Genomic DNA, 21,834 nt, shown 5'->3' with positions numbered 1-21,834 from the left:
GTTTCGAATGCCTCCGAGGCGCCCCTGGGCGCTGGCGCAGAGGCTGTTTCCTCGGCCGGGAAGGTATGAATCGCATCACAGTTGGCGTGCCCTCCCGGAGGAGAACAACCGGACCGGTGGGGTTCCCGGGATGATGCAATCTGCGCGAATCCTCAGTGTTCTCTGAGAATCCAGGGATGCGGCACTTGCTACACAGGTGTGAGTACCTCTAGTTTGAGGCCTGCGTCACATTGATCGTCGGTGTCCAGCGGCGTCAATTGATGTTTTACATTTCGTCGTAGGTGTGCTTCGATGCGAACAATTCCTAAACAGTCGTGAAGGTAACGCGAGAACCCGAGTTTCGCGACGTACTGAGGCAAAACGTCGAACGGGGCACCTCTGCGGCGGCGCCGACAGGCTGTTTTGGACAGTTCGTTCAGGAAGGCTGGAGCTGGTCATGAAGTGCGAACCGCGTCAAGGAGTTGGCGTGGGCGTGCTCGGGGCCGGCTCCTTTTTGTTCTTTACTGAACTGCACGACCGATACCTGAGGTGTGGGTATCGGCTGAGAAAACACGGCTGACCCACCCGGGGCCGGCCGAGCACCATCCGTCCCTTTCACGAGAAAGAGATTTTCATGACCCGAAGGATTCTCCGCTCGGTAGCGGCGATCGGGGCGGCGCTGGCAATTGCCACACTCGGCCTCGCTACGCCGGCCAGCGCGGACCCAACGATCAATCCTGATCAAACCGGCAGCCTGACGATCACCAAGCAGTCCGGCGCGCCGAAGGATCAGACCCAGTGTGAGCCGAACGGCAAGGAGCTTCCGGCCGAATGTGTCACCTCACCGTTGGCCGGTGCCGGTTACACCGTGTACCGGGTCAACATGCCCGGTACCACCACCCCGGTGGATCTGACCACCAATGCGGGTTGGCAGCAGGCCAGCGCCTACTACAACAACATCGCCCTGGCCGCCGACAACACCCAGACCCCCGGCACGGAGTCGGGGTTGACCGGAGCCGACGGCAGGACCAGCGTCGGTAACCTGCCGGTCGGTCTCTACTACGTGGTCGAGACCACGGTGCCGGACGGCTACACCGCTGCCGCGCCGTTCCTGGTGACCATCCCGATGACCGATCCGGAAAACCGCACCGACTGGATCTACGACGTCAACGTGTACCCGAAGAACACCCGCGACACGATCGAGAAGGAAGTTCTGGACGGCAACCGGGGCACCGGGAATCAGGACGCACCGAAGGTTGGCGACAACCTGACCTACCGCCTGACCAGCACCATCTCGAACCTCGGCGATCACAACGGTGACGGGACCGTGAACGGTTTGGACATCGGCAAGTACGTGATCGGCGACAACCTGAACGAGCATGTCACCGCCGTCTCGGTGGAGGCCTCGATCATCGGGGACAACACCGATCCGGCCGTGCCGCTGGTGGCGGGTACCGATTACACCTTGACGATCGACACCGCGACCCCGGGCCAGCCGGTCGTGCTGACCTTCACCCGGGCCGGGCTGGACAAGCTGATGGCCGCCAAGCTTGCCGATGACACCGCTCAGGTGCAGACCGACATCGTCGCGAAGGTCACGACGATCCCGCCGGAGGGCACCATCCCCAACCAGGCCTACCTGATTCCGAACCAGCCCTGGGAGGACCAGAACCCCGGCAAGCCGGGCATCCCCTCCGACGTCGTGTACTCGAAGTACGGCGAGATCGTGATCCACAAGACCGCCGGAGACGACGCAACAACACCCAGGACGGCGCCGAGTTCACGGTGTACCTGGGAGCCGTGCGTCCGGGCACGCCCGCTCCGACCGCCGAGCAGGCCTGCAGCACCCTGGGTCGCGAGATGGGCACCATCACGATCACCAACAACTACGGCAAACTGTCGGGTCTGCAGTTGTCGAACTTCTTCAACATGCCGGCGGTTCCGGCCGGGCAGCCCGAGCCGTCACCGATCCCCGACGACCAGAACCAGCACTGGTACTGCCTGGTGGAAACCAAGGCTCCGGACGGATACCAGCTGCAGGCTCAGCCGATTCCGTTCCGCCTCACCACCGAGGGTGTCGTCGACCTGAGCGGTCTGGTCAACTCCGATGCGGGCAACACCGCCGAGGTGGTGAACCAGCCGGACAACCTGAACAACCGTCTGCCGTTGACCGGTGGTCAGGGCGTGGCCCTGGTCAGCCTGATCGGTGGTCTGTTGGTTGCCGGTGGCCTCGGGTACTACCTGGTCAGCCGTCGCAAGCAGAACGCCTGATCAGCCCCGCAGGTTGAACTGAAGGAGATTGGGTCATGAACGGTGGTGGGGGAGCCGAAGGGTTCCCCCACCACTGACCCGAAGGTATCGATGACCACCACCGAGACCGCGCCGAAAACCCAACGTCCGACTCGTCACTGGCCACATCGGCTCGTGCCGGTCGTGCTGATTCTGCTCGGTGTCGCGGTGATGCTGTACCCGATCGGTGCCACCTTCTACAACAACTATCGCCAGCAGGAGTTCGCCCGGCAGTACCAGCAGCAACTCCAACGCACACCGCAGGCAGAACTCGATCAACAGCTCGAGGCGGCCCGCGCCTACAACGCCCAACTCGACCCGAAGGCCTACCAGGACCCGTGGGACGGCAAACCAGCCGGAGATGGGCCCGAGTACCAGCAATACCTGACACAACTGAACGAGCACGATGCGATGGCTCGGATCCGCATCCCCACGATCGGGGTCGATCTGCCGGTGCGACACGGCACCAGCGAAGAAACCCTGGCATCTGCGGTGGGGCATCTGTTCGGTACCAGCCTTCCGGTCGGCGGCCCCGGCACCCATGCGGGCCTCACCGGCCACACCGGAATCCAGAACGCAAGCCTCTTCGACGGTCTGATCGACGTGGCCGAGGGGGACGTGTTCTACATCGACGTGTACGGCGAGACCCTCGCCTATCAGGTCAACAAGATTCAGGTGGTTCTGCCCGATCGCATCGACACCCTCGCGCCGGTGGCCGGGCAAGACCTGGTCACCCTGATCACCTGCACGCCGTACGGAGTCAACTCCCATCGGCTGTTGGTCCAAGGCACCCGGATCCCCTATGACCCGGCAGCCGACCCGTCCCAGGGTTCGGCCCTGCTGCAGTCGATCCAGATCCTGCCCTGGATGTACGCCCGTCTGATCGGTGCGGCGATCGCCCTGGCCCTGCTGTTGGCCATGATCGCCGGCTGGATCGGATCCGACCTCAAGAACCGAAGGAGAGCACGATGAGCCATCTCCGCTCACTGCGCCACGTGCTGGCGCTGGGTACGGCCATCCTGCTTGCTCTGCTCGGCTGGGGCAGCACCGCACATGCCGACGGCACCATCGCCGACCCCGCCCTGATCGACCCGAACGCCGCCGGCAGCGTGACGGTGCACAAGTACTTGGGCGCCCCCTTCGATCAGCCCGCCACCGGTACCCCGATCGAGGTGCCTGCCGATGCCCGGCCGCTGGCCGGAGTCACCTTCACCGCCAACCGCGTCGTGGATGTCGACCTGACCACCAACGAGGGGTGGGCGCAGGCGCGGCAGTACTACAACAACATCGAGCGCGCCTACGAGAACCTGGGCGAAACGATCACCTCGGCCCCGACCGATGCCCAGGGCGTCACCGTTTTCGGCGACCTGCCGGTGGGCCTGTATCTGATCCGGGAGGTGCAGGTCGACCCGACCATCACCCCGGTGAACGATTTCCTGATCACCGTCCCACTCACCGACCCGGACGCCCGGGACTCCTGGCTCTACGACCTGCACGTGTACCCGAAGAACGAGCGACTCACCATCACCAAGACCGTTGCCGACGGCAATATCGGGGTGCCGGGTGAGGATGCGCCGGTACCGGGCACCGTGATGACCTTCACCCTGAGCGCGGACATTCCGCAGAACCTCACCCCCGGTGGTGGCTATGCGTTGCGCGACGACCTGTCGGCGGCCGCTGTGCCCGGCTCCGGCCACCACACCAGTGACTACTTGCAGTTCGCCGCCGCCGATTGGCGCGGTGAGGTCTCGGCCGGGGTCGCCGGAAAGATCCTGACCCCGTGCCCGAGCGCCACCGCCACCGACTGCGACTACCGACTCGACCAGCAGCCCGCGGTAATCACCGTCGAGTTCACCGAGCGTGGTGTGAACGCCCTGATTGCTGCCAAGGCCGCCGACGCCACCAGCCGGGTCATCCTGTCGCTGCAGGCCCGGTACCGCACCGATGCCCCGGCACTGGCTCCCGGCGGAGTCGTCGAGTTGCCGAACCAGGCACTGCTGTACCCGCACGGCCTGATTCCGGGTGCCACACCGATCACCTCCCCGCCGACGGTCAGTAAGTACGCGGTGCTCCAGTTGCACAAGATCGACGGACGCTCCGGTCAGTCCCTGGGCGGCGCCGAGTTCGCCCTCTACCGCACCGTCGAGGACGCCAGGTCGGACGCCGAGCGGTTGGCGGTCACCGGCCCCACCGGCAGCGACGGCATGGCCCGGATCAGCCACGTGCACGTATCCGATTTCGTGAACGGCGCCGAGGCCGAGCAGTCCTACTGGGTGCGTGAGATCGTCACCCCCCGTGGATATCGCACCCTGCGGGACCCGATCGAGGTGCGGCTGCTGTCCGACGGCAGCATGGTCGCCGCCGACGGCACCGGTGGCTTCCCGATCGCCAACGACAAGTCGTTGATTCCCGGTCTGCCCGACACCGGCTTCGGTGGGCCGCTGGTGACCGGCGGTACCTCCCTGGCCCTGTTGCTGGCCGCCGCGGCGGTCCTGTTGACCCTGCGACGCCGCAGAGAACGGGAGACGACCCAGTGACCATCACACTGGAACCCCCCTCGCCGGCGCCGACCCCGCCACCGGCGAAGAAGAAGCGCACCAACCCACTTCGCTCCTTCATCCCGGTGCTGCTGGTCCTGGTGGGTGTCGCGGTCTTGCTGTACCCGATCTTCGCGACCAACTGGAACAACCACCGGCAACGCGAAATCGCCCGCGAGTACAACAACCAACTCACCCAGGCCGCCCCCGAAACCCTCTCCGACGGGCTGGAACGGGCCAGGGCCTACAACGACCCGCTGCCGGGTGTGCCGATTCTCGACCCCTGGTTGTCCAACGCCGCCAGTGCACCCGAGTCGGATGCCTACCGGGAATACGAATCGCAGTTGAACGACTTCGGTGCGATGGCACGGGTACGGGTGCCCCGGGTGGGAATCGACCTGCCCATCTACCACGGCACCTCCGATGAGGTGTTGGCCAAGGGTGCCGGACACCTCTACGGGACGTCCCTGCCGGTGGGCGGTGAGGGCAGCCACACCGTCCTCACCAGCCACACCGCCTTCGCCAATGCCACCCTGTTCGACCATCTGATCGATGTGGTCGAGGGGGACGTGTTCTACATCGACGTGTACGGCGAAACACTGGCCTACGAAGTCGACCAGATCCTGGTCGTCCTACCCGACGAGATCGGCGCCCTGGCCCCCGAGGACGACAAAGACCTGGCGACCCTGTTCACCTGCACCCCCTACGCCGTCAACACCCACCGACTGCTGGTGCGCGGGCACCGTGTGCCCTACGACGAGCAGGCGGAACGGTCCTCCCACGGTGGGGCCGAACTCGGTGGGTTCATCTTGGAGCCGTGGATGTACGGGCTGCTGGCCGGAGCTGCCGGCGGTCTGGGATTGCTGACGTTGTTCGTCGTCCGCAATCGACGCCGGGCGAAGACCGCGGCACAGCACAGCTCCGTGCGGAGGGAAGCTCCGTAACTCGGTTTGGACCGCAACGCCCTGAACCGGGCGAGCAAGACGGGTGGAGTGATGAGCAGGATCCGAGGCTCCCGAGCAGGACGGGGAGCAAGGATGTTGACAACGCCGGCGAGCGGACCGACACGGGCCGGACCGGCCCGGCGCCGCATCGGGTATGTGGTGATGGCCTTCGTCATCGCGGTGACGGGAGTGCTGACCGGGGCGCCGGCCCAGCAGGCCCACGCCTACATACCGAGGGCGATCCCGGTCGGGGTGGGTAGTCCGGACAAGGACGTCTCGGTGGCGGTCACCCTCACCGACAGCAAGGACGTGGGGCAGCCCGGCGAGCAGTTCAGTTACACCGGCCGCCTCACCGTGAACGTGCCCAGTGCGGATCCGGTCACTTTCCGATTCGCGCAGGACATGCTCGGGCCGCTCACCCGGCCGCCGAGACCCACCGACTTCCGATGGAACGACGGAAGGGAGCGTTCCTTCGCCTCCGGGCCCACCTTCACCGACGGTGCATGGGTGGTCACCTTCAACGGGCCGATCAACACCTTCGCCGACTTCACCCTGCCGGCGAAGGTTTCACCGAATGCGATGCCCGGAAACACGATCAACGGCCAGGTCAGCGTCAAGGCCAAGGTGATGCCGAGCATCAGCTTCACCGAAGTGATCGATCCGGACGACAAGGGGTTCGTGGCCGATCCGGGCAAACTTTGCACCGGTGTGTTCAGGAACACCGCCAGGCTCGACGGGGGCGGTTACGGGGCATGGCTCGGTGACATCAAACTGGGTGATGTCAACCGGAACATCACCTACGACCGGGACGCGCCTACCATCACCATTCGGGACCGGAACGGCGAGATCATCACACCCCAGGCCGGGGTGGACATGGTGTGGAAGCCGGACGACCCCACCGCCCCGTACATCCCGTCGGGTGCTCCGGCCGGCACCACCTGGGAACAATCGATGAACTGGCCACTGGACGTCACCACCTACACCGGTGAGGTGTGGATTCCCGACGGTGCGACGATCACCATCGAACAACACGGCACGATCAACGGTTGCTCGTCCTCGGGCGGACATACCCACATTCCCTCATGGCGGTCGGTCACCACGGTCTTCGCGGGCTCTCCCGAACGGGTGAGATCGGCCGAGGCCGCGGACTCCTTCGAGATCCCCGGTGGCGCACCGGTGGGATGGTGTGCGGACAACCTGTACGTGAGCACCGCCGAGGCCACGGCGAAGCTGTACGTCTGGGATGGTGCCACGACCGTGCAATCGGGCAATGTCGGTACCGAGACCCACGCCCTTGCGGCCACCGACAAACATGAACGGTTGATCTTTTCGGTGAACCGCTCCGAGGAGCTGGTGATCCGCAACCTGTCGACCGGGGCGGTAACCACCAGCAGCACCGTCCTCACGCAACTGTCGAGCGTCGATGCTTTGGCCTTCGACCCGGAGGGCAACCTGTGGGCCGGCTATCAGGCAACGCTGTATTACCTGACAGCGGCCCAGGTCAACGCCATCGTGACGTCACCGAACACTCCCCAAACCTGGAACCGGGGCGCGACCCTGAACCCCTTCGGGGGTAGCACTGCCGACTTCGCGTTCGATGGTGCGGGCAACCTCTGGATCGCGAAACTGAAAAGCTCGGACAACAAGTACTACATCCAGAAGGTGCCGACCGCGGGTCTGATGGGTACCGGACAGGTGGCCCCGGGGCCCGAACTGCCCACCGGGGTCACGAGTGACGGGCAAACCCTGATCCGCGGGCTGGCCTTCGTCGGAGACACGCTGTACGTGGGTCGGCGCCGAACCGGCAACAACAGCACGCTTTTCCCACAGTTCTACAGCGTCAACCAAACAACCGGGGCACTCACCGCCGTCAGGAATGGATTCAACGCCCCATACCTGAGCGACTTCGCGTCCTGCTCCTTCCCGGCGCCGGCACCGGCCTTCCGGATCAGGAAGAACACCGGCCAGGACCGCATCACCCTGGCACCCGATCAGACGACGGTGACGGTTCCCTTCACCGTGACGGTGGACAACATCAGTTCCACGACCGCCACCTCGGCTCCGATCCAGGATCGTCCGCAGGTTCCGCTCGGATTCCGGATCACCGGGGTGACCGTGGACGGTGGGCCCGCCACCCTGAACCCCGACGGCACGATCACGCTTGCGGCCGGCGGCGTGACGCTGCCGGCGGGCCGATCCACGATCTACACCATCGCCATCACCTATGCGGTCGACCAGAGTCGGTTCACCGACGAATCGGTCGAATGGCTGGGGGAGTGTGCCACCGGGACGCCCCCCGATCCGCGCAGGGGCATCTACAACTTGGTCGAGATGGCCGATGATGCCGACGGCCCGGACAACAACGATGCCTGTGTGCCGGTCGACGTACCGCGGTTCAAGGTGAACAAGGCTGTGCAGGATTCCCCGCCGGGTACCACCGGGCCGCCGGTGGTGGTCGGTGCCGATGGCACCGTCCGGGTCAGCTACGTGGTGACGGTGACCAACTCCGGCAAGGTGGCGGCCGCGCATCCGCAGATCACCGACCAGGTGACGGTGCCGGAGGGATTCGAGATCACCGGGGTCACGTTGGGGGGAGCCGATCAGAGCACCAGTGGGCAATTCACGATTCCCAAGGGCACCACACCCCTGCAACCGAATACCTCCCGGCCCTACACCGTCGTCCTGACGGCCCGGGCCCCGGACCTGAAGGCGGTCGACTGGAGTGCGGCCGGAACCTGCTACACCGACGGGGCCGGTAACCCGGCAGCCGGTGGCTTCTTCAACCTGGTCGAGATGGCCGGTGACAGCGACGGGCCGAACAACAACGATGCCTGTGTCCCGGCCCAGCGCACCGGCTTCGCCACGTCGAAGGTGACCGCCCAGGAGATGATCACCCTCGCCCCCGGCCAGACATCGATCACCATCGACTACACCATCACCGTCAGCAACACCGGCAACACGGAAGGAACCTCAGCGCCGGTGTATGACCTGCCCGAGACCCCACCGGGCTTCACGATCGGTTCCATCCGGCACAGCGGCGGCGCGGTGATTCCGGTCAACCCCGACGGCACCTACACGGTCACCCCCGGGGTGAGCCTCCAGCCGTTCACCGGTAGGGACTTCGTGATCTCGGTGACCTACAAGGTCGACCAGAGTCGGTTCACCGACGAGAGCCTCGCCGATCTCGGTGAATGCCGGACCGGAACCCCGCCCGACAAGACCAAGGGCCTGTACAACCTGATCACCATGACCGACGACACCGACGGCCCGGACAACAACGACGAGTGCGTACCGGTGCAGGTGCTGAAGTTCATGGTGAACAAGGCGGTGCAGGGTTCCGAGCCGGGCACCACCGGCCCGCCGGTGACCGTCGGCGATGACGGCACGGTGCAGGTCAGCTACGTGGTCACCGTGACCAACTCCGGCACCGTCGCGGCCCCGCACCCGGCGATCACCGACCGGGTGAGCGTGCCCCCGGGATTCGAGATCACCGGGGTCACTCTGAGTGGCGTCGGCCAGGGCACCTCCGGCACGTTCACGATCCCGGCCGGGGCAGCATCCCTGGCTCCGGGTGCCTCGACCCGATACACGGTGGTGTTGACCGCCCGGGTGGCCGACCCGGAGGCGGTCGACTGGCAGAAGGCAGGAACCTGCAACACCGAGGGCGCCGGAAACCCGGCCGACGGTGGATTCTTCAACCTGGTCGAGATGACCGGTGACAGCGACGGGCCGAACAACAACGACGCCTGCGTGCCGGTGGAACGGCCCCAGACGCCGATCAGCATCCAGAAGTACGGCCGCAACTGTGACACGGGCGTGGAAACCTGCCCGATGCCGGGAGCTGCCTTCGCGCTCTACGACGTCGACCCCGGCACCGCCGGGGCAACCCCGATCGCAGGTGCGATCGCCGTTGACCCGAACAACGGGGCCGTCTTCACCTCGATGGATCTGGAATACGGCAGAACCTACTGGCTGATCGAAGCCGGAGCCCCCACCGGGCACAACCTGCTGGCCACCCCGATCGAGTTCCGGGTGACCCTGGACGGCATCGTGCTGACCAACCCCGACGCCCATGCCGGGGTGGTGCAGGTGTCGACCTCGAACGGGCTGATCCTGCAGGTGTTCGACCAGACCAAGGGTGACCTGCCGAAAGCCGGCGGAAACGGGCCGTGGCCGAACATCATCGTCGGGCTGATGCTGCTCGGTGCCGCCGCCTTCGGGATGTTCCAGTCCGATCGGCCGAAGCAGGCCCTGGTGCGTCGTCGCGCCTGACCTCACCCGCGGACCTGCTGCGAACGGAGTTCGACTCGCGCCTGTTCGCTGCTGCAATGAGCCCGATCTGCGCCCTTCGGCACACAATGCGGTTTTCCGGCCCGAGAGGAGGCACGTTGCAGCAGCCGGGGCAGGCACCGGCCGGGGCGAACCCGCAACACCGCTGACCCCAAGTGGATAAGACCAGTGGTACATCCGGTCCCCTCGTTACCGCTCCGTGACGCCCCGATAGTGTTGTTTCTGTCGCATCGACACCCCGCGTCGTTGGGACGGGTAGCAGGGTGAAGCGCCCTGCCGCCACAAGAACTTCTTCGTGAGGAGACATCGCATGACCGTCAAGGTAGGCATCAACGGCTTCGGCCGCATCGGCCGTAACTTCTACCGCGCCGTGGTGGCGTCGGGAGCCGACATCGAGATCGTCGGCGTCAACGACCTCACCGACAACAAGACCCTCGCCCACTTGCTGAAGTACGACTCGATCCTGGGTCGTTTCGACGGCGAGATCAGCTCCGACGACGAGTCGATCATCGTGAACGGCAAGGCCATCAAGGCTTTCGCCGAGAAGGACCCGGCCAAGCTCCCCTGGGGTGACCTGGGTGCCGACATCGTGGTCGAGTCGACCGGTTTCTTCACCAAGGCCGAGGACGCCAAGGCGCACGTCGAGGCCGGCGCCAAGAAGGTGATCATCTCCGCCCCGGCGAAGAACGAGGACATCACCATCGTGATGGGCGTCAATGACGGCGATTACGACCCGGCCGCGCACACCGTCATCTCCAACGCCTCGTGCACCACCAACTGCCTCGCCCCGATGGCCAAGGTGCTCAACGACGAGTTCGGCATCGTCGCCGGCCTGATGACCACCGTGCACGCGTACACCGCCGACCAGAACCTGCAGGACGGCCCGCACAAGGACCTGCGTCGCGCCCGCGCCGCGGCCCTCAACATCGTGCCGACCAAGACCGGTGCCGCCGCTGCGGTGGCCCTGGTGCTGCCGGAACTGAAGGGCAAGTTCGACGGGTACGCGCTGCGCGTGCCGACCCCCACCGGTTCGGCCACCGACCTGACCTTCACCGCCGAGAAGGAGGTCTCGGTCGAGGCCGTCAACGCCGCGATCAAGGCCGCCGCCGAGGGTCCGCTCAAGGGCGTCATGTTGTACACCGAGGACCCGATCGTGTCGAAGGACATCGAAACCGACCCGCACTCGGTCATCTTCGATGCCGGCTGCACCAAGGTCACCGGCAACCTGGTCAAGGTCGTCGGCTGGTACGACAACGAGTGGGGCTACTCGAACCGTCTGGTCGACCTGAGCCTGCTGGTCGGCTCCAAGCTCTGATCCGACACGACTACCGAGGGGAAGGCCGAAGTGAAGTCAATCACTGATCTGGGAGATCTTCGGGGCAAGCGGGTCGTGATCCGCTGTGACCTCAACGTCCCGTTGGACGGTGACACGATCACCGACGACGGACGTATCAAGGCGTCACTGCCGACGCTGACGCTGCTCCGGGACGCGGGGGCCAGAATCATCGTGCTGGCTCACCTCGGCCGCCCCAAGGGGGCACCCGACCCCAAGTACTCACTCGCGCCCGCTGCCAAGCGGCTGGGTGAGCTCTTGGGGGCGGATGTGAAGCTGGCCGACGATGTGGTGGGCGAATCCGCCCAAGCCGCCGCCGATGCCCTCGGTGACGGTGACGTGCTGGTGGTCGAGAACGTCCGCTTCGAAGCCGCCGAACAGTCCAAGGACGAGGCCGAACGCAAGGCCCTGGCCGAGAAGTACGCGGCCCTGGGCGATGTCTTCGTCTCCGACGGCTTCGGTGTGGTGCACCGCAAGCAGGCCTCGGTCTACGACGTGGCCAAGCTGCTGCCGGCCGCGGCCGGTGAGCTGGTCAAGAACGAGGTCGAGGTGATGAAGCAACTCACCGAGCAAACCCAACACCCCTACGTGGTTGTGCTCGGTGGGGCCAAGGTGTCCGACAAGCTCAAGGTGATCGACAACCTGCTCGACCACGCCGACAAGCTGTTGATCGGCGGCGGCATGGTCTTCACCTTCCTCAAGGCCCAGGGCTACGAGGTCGGTTCCAGCCTGCTGGAAGAAGACCAGGTCGACACCGTCAAGGGCTACCTGGACCGCGCCGCGGGCAAGATCGTGTTGCCCACCGACGTGGTGGTGGCCCCCGAGTTCAAGGCCGACTCCCCGGCCACCGTGGTCGGGGTGGACGCCATTCCGAACGACCAGATGGGGCTCGACATCGGCCCCGCATCGGCCGAGGCCTTCGCCGCCGAGATCCGGGCCGCCAAGACGGTGTTCTGGAACGGCCCGATGGGCGTTGCCGAATGGGAGGCCTTCGCCGGCGGCACCAAGGCCGTCGCCGAGGCGCTGACCAAGGTCGACGGACTCTCGGTGGTCGGTGGCGGTGACTCGGCCGCGGCCGTGCGCGACCTCGGCTTCGCCGACGACGCCTTCGGCCACATCTCCACCGGTGGTGGGGCTTCGCTGGAATACCTGGAGGGCAAGGAACTGCCCGGACTCTCGGTTTTGGAGGACTGACCCATGGCACGTACCCCGTTGATGGCGGGCAACTGGAAGATGAACCTCGACCACGTCGAGGCCACCGGCTTGGTGCAGAAACTCGCCTGGACCCTCAAGGACCAGGGCCACGACGCGGCCAAGAGCGAAGTGGTGGTGATTCCGCCGTTCACCGACATCCGTTCGGTGCAGACCCTGATCGAGGGCGACCGGTTGCCGCTCAAGTTCGGTGCCCAGGACGTCTCGGCCCACGATGCGGGTGCCTACACCGGTGAGGTGTCGGCGGCGATGCTGGCCAAGCTGAACTGCTCCTATGTGGTGGTCGGCCACTCCGAACGTCGTGAGTACCACAACGAGTCGGACGAGTTGGTCAACACCAAGGCCGGCAAGGTGCTCGAGGCGGGGATGACCCCGATCGTGTGTGTCGGTGAGGGCCTCGACGTGCGCAAGGCCGGTGACCAGGTGTCCTACACCCTGGCGCAGGTGGCCGGTTCGCTGGCCGGGCTGAGCGCGGAACAGGTCGGCTCCCTGGTGGTTGCCTACGAGCCGGTCTGGGCGATCGGCACCGGTGAGGTCGCCACCCCGGCCGACGCTCAGGAGGTCTGCGGTGCGATCCGCGGCTGGGTGAAGGACAACCTGGGTGCCGATGCGGCCGAGAAGGTACGCATCCAGTACGGAGGTTCGGTCAAGGGCGAGAACGTCGCCGAGATCATGGCCCAGCCCGATGTGGACGGTTGCCTGGTCGGTGGCGCCAGCCTGAAGCCCGACGACTTCGCGACCATCGCGCGGTTCTACGAGCTCTGAGCGTGGCCCTCGTCACCTGAGACCACAGCAGTCGCCCGAAGCCCCGAGATGCCGTTTCGGTTCTCGGGGCTTCGCCGTTGTATGGTGACGTTCGTGATTGTCCAGATGCTGTTCGATGGGTGCTGCCGATGAGCGTTCCGGTGATGATTCTTTCCATCGTGCTCCTGGTGCTGAGCATTGTGCTCGCCGGGTTCATCCTGTTGCACAAGGGACGCGGTGGTGGCATGTCCGACCTCTTCGGTGGCGGCATGTCATCGACGATGGGTGGTTCGTCCATGGCCGAGCGCAATCTCGACCGAATCACCATCATCGTGGGCTTGGTGTGGGCTGCGTGCATTTTGGCCCTGCTCGCGATGTATCGCTACGGGATCTGACCCGCGACGATCGATCGGAAGGAAAACTGTGATTGGTGGAAGCGCCATTCGTGGCAGCCGAGTAGGTGCGGGCCCGATGGGGGAGGCCGAGCGCGGCGACAGTGCGCCGCGGCTCTACATCTCCTATTTCTGCTCCAACGGACATGAGACCCGGCCGGCTTTCGCCGCCGACGCCCAGGTGCCGGAGGAGTGGGATTGCCCGCGCTGCGGAATGCCGGCGAACACCGACGCGTCCAACCCGCCACCGCCGCCGAAGATCCAGCCGTACAAGACCCATCTGGCTTATGTGAAGGAACGCCGCACCGACTCCGAAGCCGAGGAAATCCTCGCCGAGGCGCTCGAATCCCTGCGCGCCCGACGCGCCCGCGGCGAAGTGATCTACTGATCCCTCCGTCCTGACGCAACAGGGCCACTCCCCGAATCCGGGAGTGGCCCTGTTGCGTTGCCGCGTTCTGAGCGGGCGGTGCCTTACAGCATGGACCCGGCGTCGGCGTCCAGGAACCAGCGGGTGAGCGCGGTGCCGTGCACCTTCGCCGCCGGAATGTCCTCGCCGCGATGGGCCCGCGCCACCGCCTCGGCCTTGTCGGCCCCGGTCACCAGCAGCCACACCTCGGTGGAGGCATTGATCACCGGCAGGGTCAGGCTGAGCCGCTCCGGCGGCGGTTTGGGGGAGTTGCGCACCGCGATCACCGACCGACTGGTCGGCTCCGAGGACGGGTGATCGGGAAACAGCGAGGCGACATGTCCGTCCGGGCCCATCCCGAGCAGGCAAATGTCGAACACCGTGTTGCCCAGATCGTCGGCGTAGGTGCGGGCGGCGGCGTCCAGGTCGGCGGGCCCGTCGGCGGCCGGCATCGAATGGATCCGCGAGGGGCTGAGCTGCAGCCGTCCGGCCAGGGTCGCCAGGGCCTGACCCACATTGCGGTCCGGGTCATCGGTGGGCACGAACCGTTCGTCGCCCCACCACAGGTCCATGTTCGACCAATCCAGGGCATGGTCGGGGGCCAGCTCGGCCACCCGGGCATAGATCCGGTTCGCCACCCGGCCACCGGTCATGCACAGTTGCGGGGCCTTCCCCGAACTCTGCAACTGGGCCAGGGTGTCCAGCAGGGTGCCGGCCACCTGTTCGACCACGTGGTCGGCGCTGTTGTGCAACAAGATCTCAACGGTCATCGGTGGTCTCCCTCATCGGACGCCGGGCTGTCCGCCCGGTCGGAGTTCTGCCGGGCCAGCAACGCCCGCGTGGTCTCCTCGAAGACCTCGTCGGCGTCCATCCGGCGCAGTTCTTCGGTGATCAGCTCGCTGAGAATCCGGCGCGGCAGGGCGACCTCGCGTTCGGGTTGGCCGGGAATCTCGAAGCGGGCATGGCGGGCATCGGTTCGGGTGATCCGGATCGTGCCCTCCTCGGTGACCAGTTTGACCCGGGTGATGCCGGGGCCCTCACTGTTCAGCCGGTGCACCGGCACGTCCAGCCGGGACGCCAGCCAGGCCACCATCAACTCGGCCGAGGCATTGTCCTCGGCCGCCTCCACCACGGCCTCGGTGACCGGATGCGGGTATTGATCCAGGGCGGCAGCCAGCAGTGCCCGCCACTGGGTCAGCCGGGTCCAGGTCAGATCGGTGTCGCCGGGCTGGTGGTTGGCCGCCCGAATCCGTAGCGCCTGCAGGGGGTCGGCATCACCGAGGGCATCGGTGATCCGGCGGTCGGCCACCGCGCCGATCGGATCGTCGATCGGGGAGACGGGTGAGGTGGTCGGCCACCACACCACCACGGGGGAGTCGGGCAACAGCAGGGCGGTCACCACCGAGGCGGGGTGTTCGGCGACCTCACCGCGCAGATGCAACACCAGGGTCTCCGAGGAGGCCGACCCGCGGTTCAGCCGCACCTCGGCATCCAGCCCCGACGACTCGGCATTCGGGTCGTCGACCAACATCAGAATCCGCGACGGATGCTCGGTCGCGGCCAACTGGCTGGCCGCCAGGGCTTCCTCCGCCTCGGGCGGGGTGGTCACCACGACCAGGGTGAACACCCGTCCCTGGGTGGTCGCCCCCGAGCTCTGCCGGGCACGCAGCAGTTCCTTGGACACCTCCGAGGCGGTGGTGTTCGGCAAACTGATGTTCATGGCCGCCTCCAGGTGAATCCGTCCCGGGCCAACATGTCGGCCGCCGATTGCGGACCCCAGGAACCCGGCAGGTAATCCTGCGGCGGGGTGCCCTCGGCGGCCCAGTGCTCCAGCACCGGGTCGAGAATCTGCCAGGACAGCTCGACCTCCTCGTGCTGGGGGAACAACGGCGGATCGCCGAGCAGTACGTCCAGGATCAACCGTTCGTAGGCCTCGGGGCTCGACTCGGTGAACGACTCACCGTAGGCGAAGTCCATGTTCACCTGCCGGATCTCCATCTGGGTGCCCGGCACCTTCGCGCCGAAGCGCATCGTCACACCCTCCTCGGGCTGGATCCGCAGCACCAGAGCGTTGCGGTCCATCTCCAGCATGTCGGGGAAGGGACGGTGCGGTGCGGGGCGGAACATCAACGCCACCTCGGTGGTGCGGCGGGCCAGCCGCTTGCCGGTGCGCAGGTAGAACGGCACCCCGGCCCAGCGGCGGTTGTCGATGTCCACCCGGATCGCGGCATAGGTTTCGGTGGTCGAATCGGGGGCGATGCCCTCCTCGTCGAGGTAGCCACCCACCTCGCGGCCACCGGCCCAGCCGGCCACATACCGTCCCCGGGCGCTGTGCAGGGCCGGGTCGGCCGCGCGGGCCGCGCTGAGCACCTTCTGTTTCTCACTGCGCAGCCGGTCGGCGGCGAAGGAGGTGGGTTCCTCCATCGCGGTCAGCGCCAGCAACTGCAACAGGTGGTTCTGGATCACATCGCGGGCCGCACCGATGCCGTCGTAGTACCCGGCCCGGCCACCGATGCCGATGTCCTCGGCCATCGTGATCTGCACGTGGTCGATGTACCGGTTGTTCCACACCGGCTCGAACATCTGGTTGGCGAACCGCAGCGCCAACATGTTCTGCACGGTTTCCTTGCCCAGGTAGTGGTCGATCCGGAACACCGCCTGCGGGGGGAAGACCTGCGACACCACCGCGTTGAGTTCCTGGGCCGACTGCAGATCGTGGCCGAAGGGCTTCTCGATCACCACCCGGTTCCACCCCGGGCCGTCGGCCTCGGCCATCCCGTGCCGGGCCAACTGATTCACCACGGTCTCGAAGGAGCCGGGCGGAATCGACAGGTAGAAGGCGTGGTTGCCGCTGGTGCCGTTGGTGCGGTCCAGGGTGGCCACCGTTTCGGCGAGTCGGGCGAAGGCGTCATCGTCGTCGAAGGAACCCGACACGAAGCGGATGCCGGTCAGCAACTGGCTCCACACCTCTTCGCGGAAGGGGGTGCGGGCATACTCCTGCACCGCGTCGTGCACCATCTGGGCGAAGTCCTGATCCTCCCAGTCGCGCCGGGCGAAGCCGACCAGGGCGAAACCGGGCGGCAACAGGCCCCGATTGGCCAGGTCGTAGACCGCCGGCATCAGCTTCTTGCGGGAGAGGTCACCGGTGACCCCGAACAGCACCAGCACGCTGGGGTCGGCGATCCGCGGCAACCGGCGATCGCGCGGATCGCGCAGGGGGTTGTCGCCGATCGTCGGTGCCTGACCCTTGTCGGTCGCGGCCATCGGGGTCAGGCCTGTTCGAGGGCGGTACGGACGGTGTCGACCAGCTCGTCCCAGGAGACGACGAACTTGTCCACGCCCTCGCTCTCGAGCAGTTCGAAGACCTCGTCCAGGTCGACCCCGACCTCACGCAGCGCGGCCATCGTCTCGGCGGCCTCCTGGTAGCTGCCGGTCACCCGGTCGTCGGCCGAACCGTGATCGGCCACGGCCAGCAGGGTCTTCTCCGGCATCGTGTTGACCGTGCCGTCCACCACCAGTTCGTCGACGTAGAGGGTGTCGGGGTAATCGGGATTCTTCACCCCGGTCGAGGCCCACAGCGGACGCTGCGGCTGGGCTCCCTTGGCGGCCAGGGCCTGCCAACGCGGTGAGGCCATCACCTCGGTGTAGACCTGATGACCCAACCGGGCATTGGCGATCGCGGCCTTGCCACGCAGGGCGAGAGCCTCCTCGGTGCCGATCTGCTCCAAGCGCTTGTCGACCTCGACATCGATTCGGGAGACGAAGAACGAGGCCACCGAACCGATCGACGCCAGGTCACGGCCGCCGGCAGCGGCCTGCTCCAGGCCCGTGAGCCAGGCGTCCAGCACCTCACGGTGCCGCTGCGGGGAGAAGATCAGGGTGACGTTCACCGAGATGCCCTCGGCCAGTACCGCGCTGATCGCCGGCAGCCCCTCGGCGGTTGCCGGAATCTTGATCATCACATTCGGTCGACCCACCCGGGCATACAACTCCCGAGCCTGGGTGATGGTCGCGTCGGAGTCCCGGGCCAGGCCCGGTTCCACCTCGATCGACACCCGTCCGTCCACCATCTCGGTGGCGTCGTAGACGTCCTCGAACATCTCGCAGGCCAACCGCACATCGTCGGTGGTGAGCGCGGTGATCGCGGCATCGACACCGGTGCCCCGGCCCGCCAACTCGGCAACCTGCTCGGCATAGCGCTCACCCTGGGCCAGGGCAGCGGCGAAGATGGTCGGGTTGGTGGTCACCCCGGTCACCGACTTCTGCGCGATGAGCTCGGCCAGATTCCCGGTCGCCAGACGCTCGCGGGAGAGGTCGTCGAGCCAGATCGATACGCCGGCATCGGCGAGGGCCTTCAAACGGTCGGTCATATGGATTCTCCTGGTCTCGTTGGTTGCTCAGCCGCCCAGCCGGGCGGGGCCGCTGGCGGCCCGGGCGTTGCTCACGGTAGCCGGTTCGGCGGCGGCCGCGATCGTTTCCTCGGCAGCCCGGACGACCGCATCGGCGGTCAGTCCGAACTTCTCGAACAACAGCCCACCCGCGGCCGAGGCGCCGTAGTGATCCAGCCCGACGAAGCGGCCGGCATCACCGATCAGCTCCCGCCAGCCCTGGGCGACGCCGGCTTCGACGGCCACCCGGGCCCGCAGGGTCGGCGGCAACACCGCGTCGCGGTAGGCGTCGTCCTGCTCGTCGAACCATTCCCGGCACGGCATCGACACCACCCGGGCCCGGGTGCCGTCGGCGTTCAGGGTCTCGGCGGCGGCCACCGCGACGGACAGTTCCGAACCCGAGGCGATCAACACGACCTCCGGCTCACCCTCGCAGTCGCGCAGGATGTAGCCGCCCCGGGCGGTCTCGGCGGCGTCGGCGAAGCCCTCGCCGCGCGGCAGCACCGGCAGGTTCTGCCGGCTCAGCACCAGCGCGGCCGGACGGTCGGCATTGCGCAATACCTGCGCCCAGGCGGCGGCGGTCTCGTTGGCGTCACCGGGGCGTACCACGTCCAGGCCCGGAATCGCGCGCACCGCGGCCAGATGTTCGATCGGCTGGTGGGTGGGGCCGTCCTCGCCGACCCCGATCGAGTCGTGGGTCCACACATAGATCGCCGGCAGCTTCATCAGCGCGGCCAGCCGCACCGAGGCGCGCATGTAATCGCTGAACACGAAGAAGGTGCCGGCGTAGGGACGGGTGCCGCCGTGCTGCAGCATGCCGTTGACGATCGCGCCCATCGCATGCTCGCGGATGCCGAAGTGCAGGGTGCGTCCGTACGGGTTGCCGGGGAAGGATTCGCTCTGCCGGTCTTCGGGCAGGAAGCTCGGTTCGCCGTCGATGGTGGTGTTGTTCGACCCGGCCAGGTCGGCCGAGCCGCCCCACAGTTCGGGCAGCTTCGGGGCCAGCGCGTTCAGCACCTTGCCGGAGGCGGCGCGGGTGGCGATGCCCTTCTCATCGGCCTCCCAGGTCGGCAGCTCGGCGTCCCAACCTTCGGGCAGTTCGCGGTTGGACAGCCGGTCCCACAGGGCGGCCCGCTCGGGGTTGTCGGCCCGCCACCTGTCGAAACGGGTCTGCCATTCCTGTCGGGCGGCGGCACCGCGCTCACCCAGGGCGCGGGTGTGGGCGAGCACCTCGACGTCGATCGCGAAGGACTGTTCGGGGTCGAAACCGAGAATCTTCTTGGTGGCGGCCACCTCGTCATCACCCAGGGCCGCGCCGTGGGCCTTGCCGGAGTTCTGCAGGTTGGGGGCCGGCCAGCCGATGATGGTGCGCAGGCGGATGAAGCTGGGCCGGTCGGTGACCTCGCGGGCGGCGGCCAGCGCGTCCCAGAGGGCCTCGATGTTCTCGTGGTACTCGCCCCCATCACGCCACGACACGGTCTGGACGTGCCAGCCATAGGCCTCGTAGCGGGCAGCGACATCCTCGGTGAAGGCGATCTGGGTGGCGTCCTCGATCGATATCTCGTTCTCGTCGTAGATCAGGGTGAGGTTGCCGAGTCGCTGGGTGCCGGCCAGTGAACTGGCCTCGGCCGACACGCCCTCTTGCACATCGCCCTCGGAGGCCAGGCAGTAGATCTGATGGTCGAAGACCGACTCTCCGGCGGGGGAGTCCGGGTCGAACAGGCCGCGTTCACGCCGGGCCGCCATCGCCATGCCCACCGCATTGGCGATGCCCTGGCCCAGCGGGCCGGTGGTGGTCTCCACCCCGTCGGTGTGGCCGTACTCGGGGTGGCCGGGGGTGCGCGACCCCCACGTGCGCAGGGCCTTCAGATCGTCCATCTCCAGACCGAACCCGCCCAGGAAGAGCTGCACGTACAAGGTCAGGCTGGAGTGCCCGCAGGAAAGCACGAACCGGTCGCGGCCGGGCCACAGCGGCTCGTTCGGGTCGTGGGTCATCACCTTCTGGAACAACAGGGTCGCCGCCGGGGCCAGGCTCATCGCGGTTCCGGGGTGCCCGTTGCCGACCTTCTGCACCGCATCGGCCGCCAGAATCCGGGCGGTATCGACCGCCTTGGCGTCCAGATCGGTCCAGGTGAAAGCTGCTGCCTCGGTCATCCGAGTCCTCCTCATTTGCCCTTCGGGTGTGGCCGGGCCCCAGCCTAGTGACCCCGAACGAACGATGGACACTCACCGGGCATCCGCTGGGACTGGACGAGGCGGGAAAACAATGCGGGATTCGGGGTACACTGCCGAGGTCTACGGCTCCGCCGAGCCGAAATCCCGCCATTCGAGAGGCTTTTGTGTCGAGCACCCACATGGACGCGATACCGACGGCGCAGTTCCCCACCGGGGGCGAAGAACAGCGCACCGCCGGGAACGCAGTCTCCGTTGGTGACATCATCAACGCCTACTACCAGTTGACCAAGCCGCGGATCATTCTGCTGCTGCTGATCACCACGCTGCCGGCGATGTTCCTCGCCCACCGCGGGATTCCGCCGCTGCTGCTGGTGACGGTCACGATGGCCGGTGGGGCGTTGGCGGCAGGTAGTGCCAATGCGTTGAACAATGTGCTCGACCGCGATATCGACGAACAGATGCGCCGCACGCGGCGCCGTCCGTTGCCGCGGCACCAGGCCGCGCCGCTGCCGGCGACGATCTACGCGATCGTGCTGGGCATTGCGTCCACGCTGATCCTGGGCTTCGGTGCGAACTGGCTGTCGGGCCTGTTGGCGCTGGGTGCGAATGCCTTCTACGTGTTGGTCTACACGATGGTGCTGAAGCGGCGCACCGAGCAGAACATCGTCTGGGGCGGGCTGGCCGGTTGCTTCCCGCCGTTGATCGGATGGACCGCGGTGACCGGGCAGATCTCACTGGCCCCGATCATCATGTTCGCGATCGTGTTCTTCTGGACCCCGCCGCACACCTGGGCGCTGGCGATTCGCTACCGCGACGACTACGCCAAGGTCAGCGTGCCGATGATGCCGGTGGTGCGTCCCGACACCTACACCACCACCCAGATGCTGGTCTACACCGCGCTGATGGTGGCCACCTCGGTGGCCCTGTGGCCGATCGCACCGACCGGGCCGCTGTACCTGGCGGTGGCCGCGATCACCGGTGCGATCGTGCTCTGGGAGGCCGTCCGGCTCTGGTGGCGCGCCCGTCAGGGTGTGACCGGGCTGGCACTCAAGCCGATGCGGTTGTTCCACTTCTCGAACAGCTACCTGGCGCTGCTCTTCGTGGCGATGGCGATCGATCCGCTGATCTTCTGAGTTCCGGTCGCG

At 66.7% G+C, this 21,834-nt stretch carries 17 protein-coding genes; 12 read left to right on the top strand and 5 right to left on the bottom strand.

Annotated features, from left to right (window positions below; genetic code table 11):
• The first annotated feature begins 613 nt into the window (after nucleotides 1-613).
• The 11 genes from ACR4XW_RS01060 to ACR4XW_RS01010 all read left to right on the top strand — a co-directional run bounded on the left by ACR4XW_RS01060 (nucleotide 614) and on the right by ACR4XW_RS01010 (nucleotide 14,108).
• Nucleotides 614-2,068: a SpaH/EbpB family LPXTG-anchored major pilin gene (locus ACR4XW_RS01060; RefSeq protein WP_434758657.1), complete on the top strand. Its 1,455-nt coding sequence runs from the start codon at nucleotides 614-616 to the stop codon at nucleotides 2,066-2,068.
• Complete coding sequence (locus ACR4XW_RS01055; protein ID WP_434758656.1) at nucleotides 1,984-2,250, top strand: LPXTG cell wall anchor domain-containing protein; 267 nt, start codon at nucleotides 1,984-1,986, stop codon at nucleotides 2,248-2,250. The genes ACR4XW_RS01060 and ACR4XW_RS01055 overlap by 85 nt, the downstream gene beginning before the upstream one ends.
• 90 nt (nucleotides 2,251-2,340) lie before the next feature.
• The gene (locus ACR4XW_RS01050) at nucleotides 2,341-3,240 is read left to right on the top strand and encodes a class C sortase (RefSeq protein WP_434758655.1); all 900 of its coding nucleotides are present in this window, start codon (nucleotides 2,341-2,343) and stop codon (nucleotides 3,238-3,240) included.
• Entirely contained in the window at nucleotides 3,237-4,805 is a 1,569-nt protein-coding gene (locus ACR4XW_RS01045) for a SpaH/EbpB family LPXTG-anchored major pilin (protein WP_434758654.1), read from the top strand. Before ACR4XW_RS01050 ends, ACR4XW_RS01045 begins: the two co-directional genes overlap by 4 nt.
• Entirely contained in the window at nucleotides 4,802-5,749 is a 948-nt protein-coding gene (locus ACR4XW_RS01040; protein ID WP_434758653.1) for a class C sortase, read from the top strand. Before ACR4XW_RS01045 ends, ACR4XW_RS01040 begins: the two co-directional genes overlap by 4 nt.
• Before the next feature lie 93 nt (nucleotides 5,750-5,842).
• Nucleotides 5,843-10,021, top strand: a complete 4,179-nt coding sequence (locus ACR4XW_RS01035) for a SpaA isopeptide-forming pilin-related protein (protein WP_434758652.1) — start codon at nucleotides 5,843-5,845, stop codon at nucleotides 10,019-10,021.
• A gap of 328 nt (nucleotides 10,022-10,349) precedes the next feature.
• A complete protein-coding gene (gap, locus tag ACR4XW_RS01030) occupies nucleotides 10,350-11,354 on the top strand; it encodes a type I glyceraldehyde-3-phosphate dehydrogenase (RefSeq protein ID WP_434758651.1) in 1,005 nt (334 codons plus the stop codon).
• 30 nt (nucleotides 11,355-11,384) lie between these two features.
• Nucleotides 11,385-12,566 carry a phosphoglycerate kinase gene (locus ACR4XW_RS01025; RefSeq protein ID WP_434758650.1) on the top strand — a complete coding sequence of 394 codons (1,182 nt, stop codon included), beginning with the start codon at nucleotides 11,385-11,387 and terminating at the stop codon, nucleotides 12,564-12,566.
• 3 nt (nucleotides 12,567-12,569) lie between these two features.
• Entirely contained in the window at nucleotides 12,570-13,349 is a 780-nt protein-coding gene (tpiA, locus tag ACR4XW_RS01020) for a triose-phosphate isomerase (protein WP_434758649.1), read from the top strand.
• 128 nt (nucleotides 13,350-13,477) lie between these two features.
• The gene (gene secG, locus ACR4XW_RS01015; RefSeq protein WP_434758648.1) at nucleotides 13,478-13,723 is read left to right on the top strand and encodes a preprotein translocase subunit SecG; all 246 of its coding nucleotides are present in this window, start codon (nucleotides 13,478-13,480) and stop codon (nucleotides 13,721-13,723) included.
• Between the two features lie 28 nt (nucleotides 13,724-13,751).
• Nucleotides 13,752-14,108 (top strand): RNA polymerase-binding protein RbpA, encoded by a 357-nt coding sequence (locus ACR4XW_RS01010; protein ID WP_434758647.1) that lies wholly within the window; start codon nucleotides 13,752-13,754, stop codon nucleotides 14,106-14,108.
• Between the two features lie 83 nt (nucleotides 14,109-14,191).
• On the opposite strand, the gene pgl is transcribed toward ACR4XW_RS01010, so the two are convergent.
• Genes pgl through tkt form a run of 5 tightly spaced genes read right to left on the bottom strand, consistent with a single transcriptional unit; the run spans nucleotide 14,192 to nucleotide 20,668 of the window.
• On the bottom strand, nucleotides 14,192-14,896 hold the full coding sequence (gene pgl, locus ACR4XW_RS01005; protein WP_434758646.1) for a 6-phosphogluconolactonase: 705 nt from the start codon (nucleotides 14,894-14,896) through the stop codon (nucleotides 14,192-14,194).
• A complete protein-coding gene (locus ACR4XW_RS01000) occupies nucleotides 14,893-15,846 on the bottom strand; it encodes a glucose-6-phosphate dehydrogenase assembly protein OpcA (RefSeq protein WP_434758645.1) in 954 nt (317 codons plus the stop codon). The genes pgl and ACR4XW_RS01000 overlap by 4 nt, the downstream gene beginning before the upstream one ends.
• Nucleotides 15,843-17,390: a glucose-6-phosphate dehydrogenase gene (gene zwf, locus ACR4XW_RS00995; RefSeq protein WP_434758644.1), complete on the bottom strand. Its 1,548-nt coding sequence runs from the start codon at nucleotides 17,388-17,390 to the stop codon at nucleotides 15,843-15,845. The genes ACR4XW_RS01000 and zwf overlap by 4 nt, the downstream gene beginning before the upstream one ends.
• A 5-nt stretch (nucleotides 17,391-17,395) precedes the next feature.
• The gene (gene tal, locus ACR4XW_RS00990) at nucleotides 17,396-18,496 is read right to left on the bottom strand and encodes a transaldolase (RefSeq protein WP_434758643.1); all 1,101 of its coding nucleotides are present in this window, start codon (nucleotides 18,494-18,496) and stop codon (nucleotides 17,396-17,398) included.
• A gap of 27 nt (nucleotides 18,497-18,523) precedes the next feature.
• Nucleotides 18,524-20,668 carry a transketolase gene (tkt, locus tag ACR4XW_RS00985; protein ID WP_434758642.1) on the bottom strand — a complete coding sequence of 715 codons (2,145 nt, stop codon included), beginning with the start codon at nucleotides 20,666-20,668 and terminating at the stop codon, nucleotides 18,524-18,526.
• A gap of 200 nt (nucleotides 20,669-20,868) precedes the next feature.
• Between tkt and ACR4XW_RS00980 the strand changes: the two genes are divergently transcribed.
• Entirely contained in the window at nucleotides 20,869-21,822 is a 954-nt protein-coding gene (locus ACR4XW_RS00980; RefSeq protein ID WP_434759385.1) for a heme o synthase, read from the top strand.
• Nucleotides 21,823-21,834 lie beyond the last annotated feature (12 nt).

Origin of the sequence: Pseudenemella bisphenolivorans (assembly GCF_051133435.1) — a bacterium.
GTDB lineage: Bacteria > Actinomycetota > Actinomycetes > Propionibacteriales > Propionibacteriaceae > JAAYAO01.
Note: the sequence above shows the minus strand (reverse complement) of the source record. Positions and strands in the feature narration are given on the sequence as shown.

What these genes read in the sequence shown, in the direction of transcription:
- ACR4XW_RS01045 (WP_434758654.1), top strand. Translation starts at nt 3,237, where the DNA reads ATGAGCCATCTCCGCTCACTGCGCCACGTGCTGGCGCTGGGTACGGCC.
- ACR4XW_RS01000 (WP_434758645.1), bottom strand. Translation starts at nt 15,846, where the DNA reads ATGAACATCAGTTTGCCGAACACCACCGCCTCGGAGGTGTCCAAGGAA.
- tpiA (WP_434758649.1), top strand. Translation starts at nt 12,570, where the DNA reads ATGGCACGTACCCCGTTGATGGCGGGCAACTGGAAGATGAACCTCGAC.
- ACR4XW_RS00980 (WP_434759385.1), top strand. Translation starts at nt 20,869, where the DNA reads ATGGACGCGATACCGACGGCGCAGTTCCCCACCGGGGGCGAAGAACAG.
- tkt (WP_434758642.1), bottom strand. Translation starts at nt 20,668, where the DNA reads ATGACCGAGGCAGCAGCTTTCACCTGGACCGATCTGGACGCCAAGGCG.
- ACR4XW_RS01050 (WP_434758655.1), top strand. Translation starts at nt 2,341, where the DNA reads ATGACCACCACCGAGACCGCGCCGAAAACCCAACGTCCGACTCGTCAC.
- gap (WP_434758651.1), top strand. Translation starts at nt 10,350, where the DNA reads ATGACCGTCAAGGTAGGCATCAACGGCTTCGGCCGCATCGGCCGTAAC.
- pgl (WP_434758646.1), bottom strand. Translation starts at nt 14,896, where the DNA reads ATGACCGTTGAGATCTTGTTGCACAACAGCGCCGACCACGTGGTCGAA.
- ACR4XW_RS01060 (WP_434758657.1), top strand. Translation starts at nt 614, where the DNA reads ATGACCCGAAGGATTCTCCGCTCGGTAGCGGCGATCGGGGCGGCGCTG.
- secG (WP_434758648.1), top strand. Translation starts at nt 13,478, where the DNA reads ATGAGCGTTCCGGTGATGATTCTTTCCATCGTGCTCCTGGTGCTGAGC.
- ACR4XW_RS01035 (WP_434758652.1), top strand. Translation starts at nt 5,843, where the DNA reads ATGTTGACAACGCCGGCGAGCGGACCGACACGGGCCGGACCGGCCCGG.
- zwf (WP_434758644.1), bottom strand. Translation starts at nt 17,390, where the DNA reads ATGGCCGCGACCGACAAGGGTCAGGCACCGACGATCGGCGACAACCCC.
- tal (WP_434758643.1), bottom strand. Translation starts at nt 18,496, where the DNA reads ATGACCGACCGTTTGAAGGCCCTCGCCGATGCCGGCGTATCGATCTGG.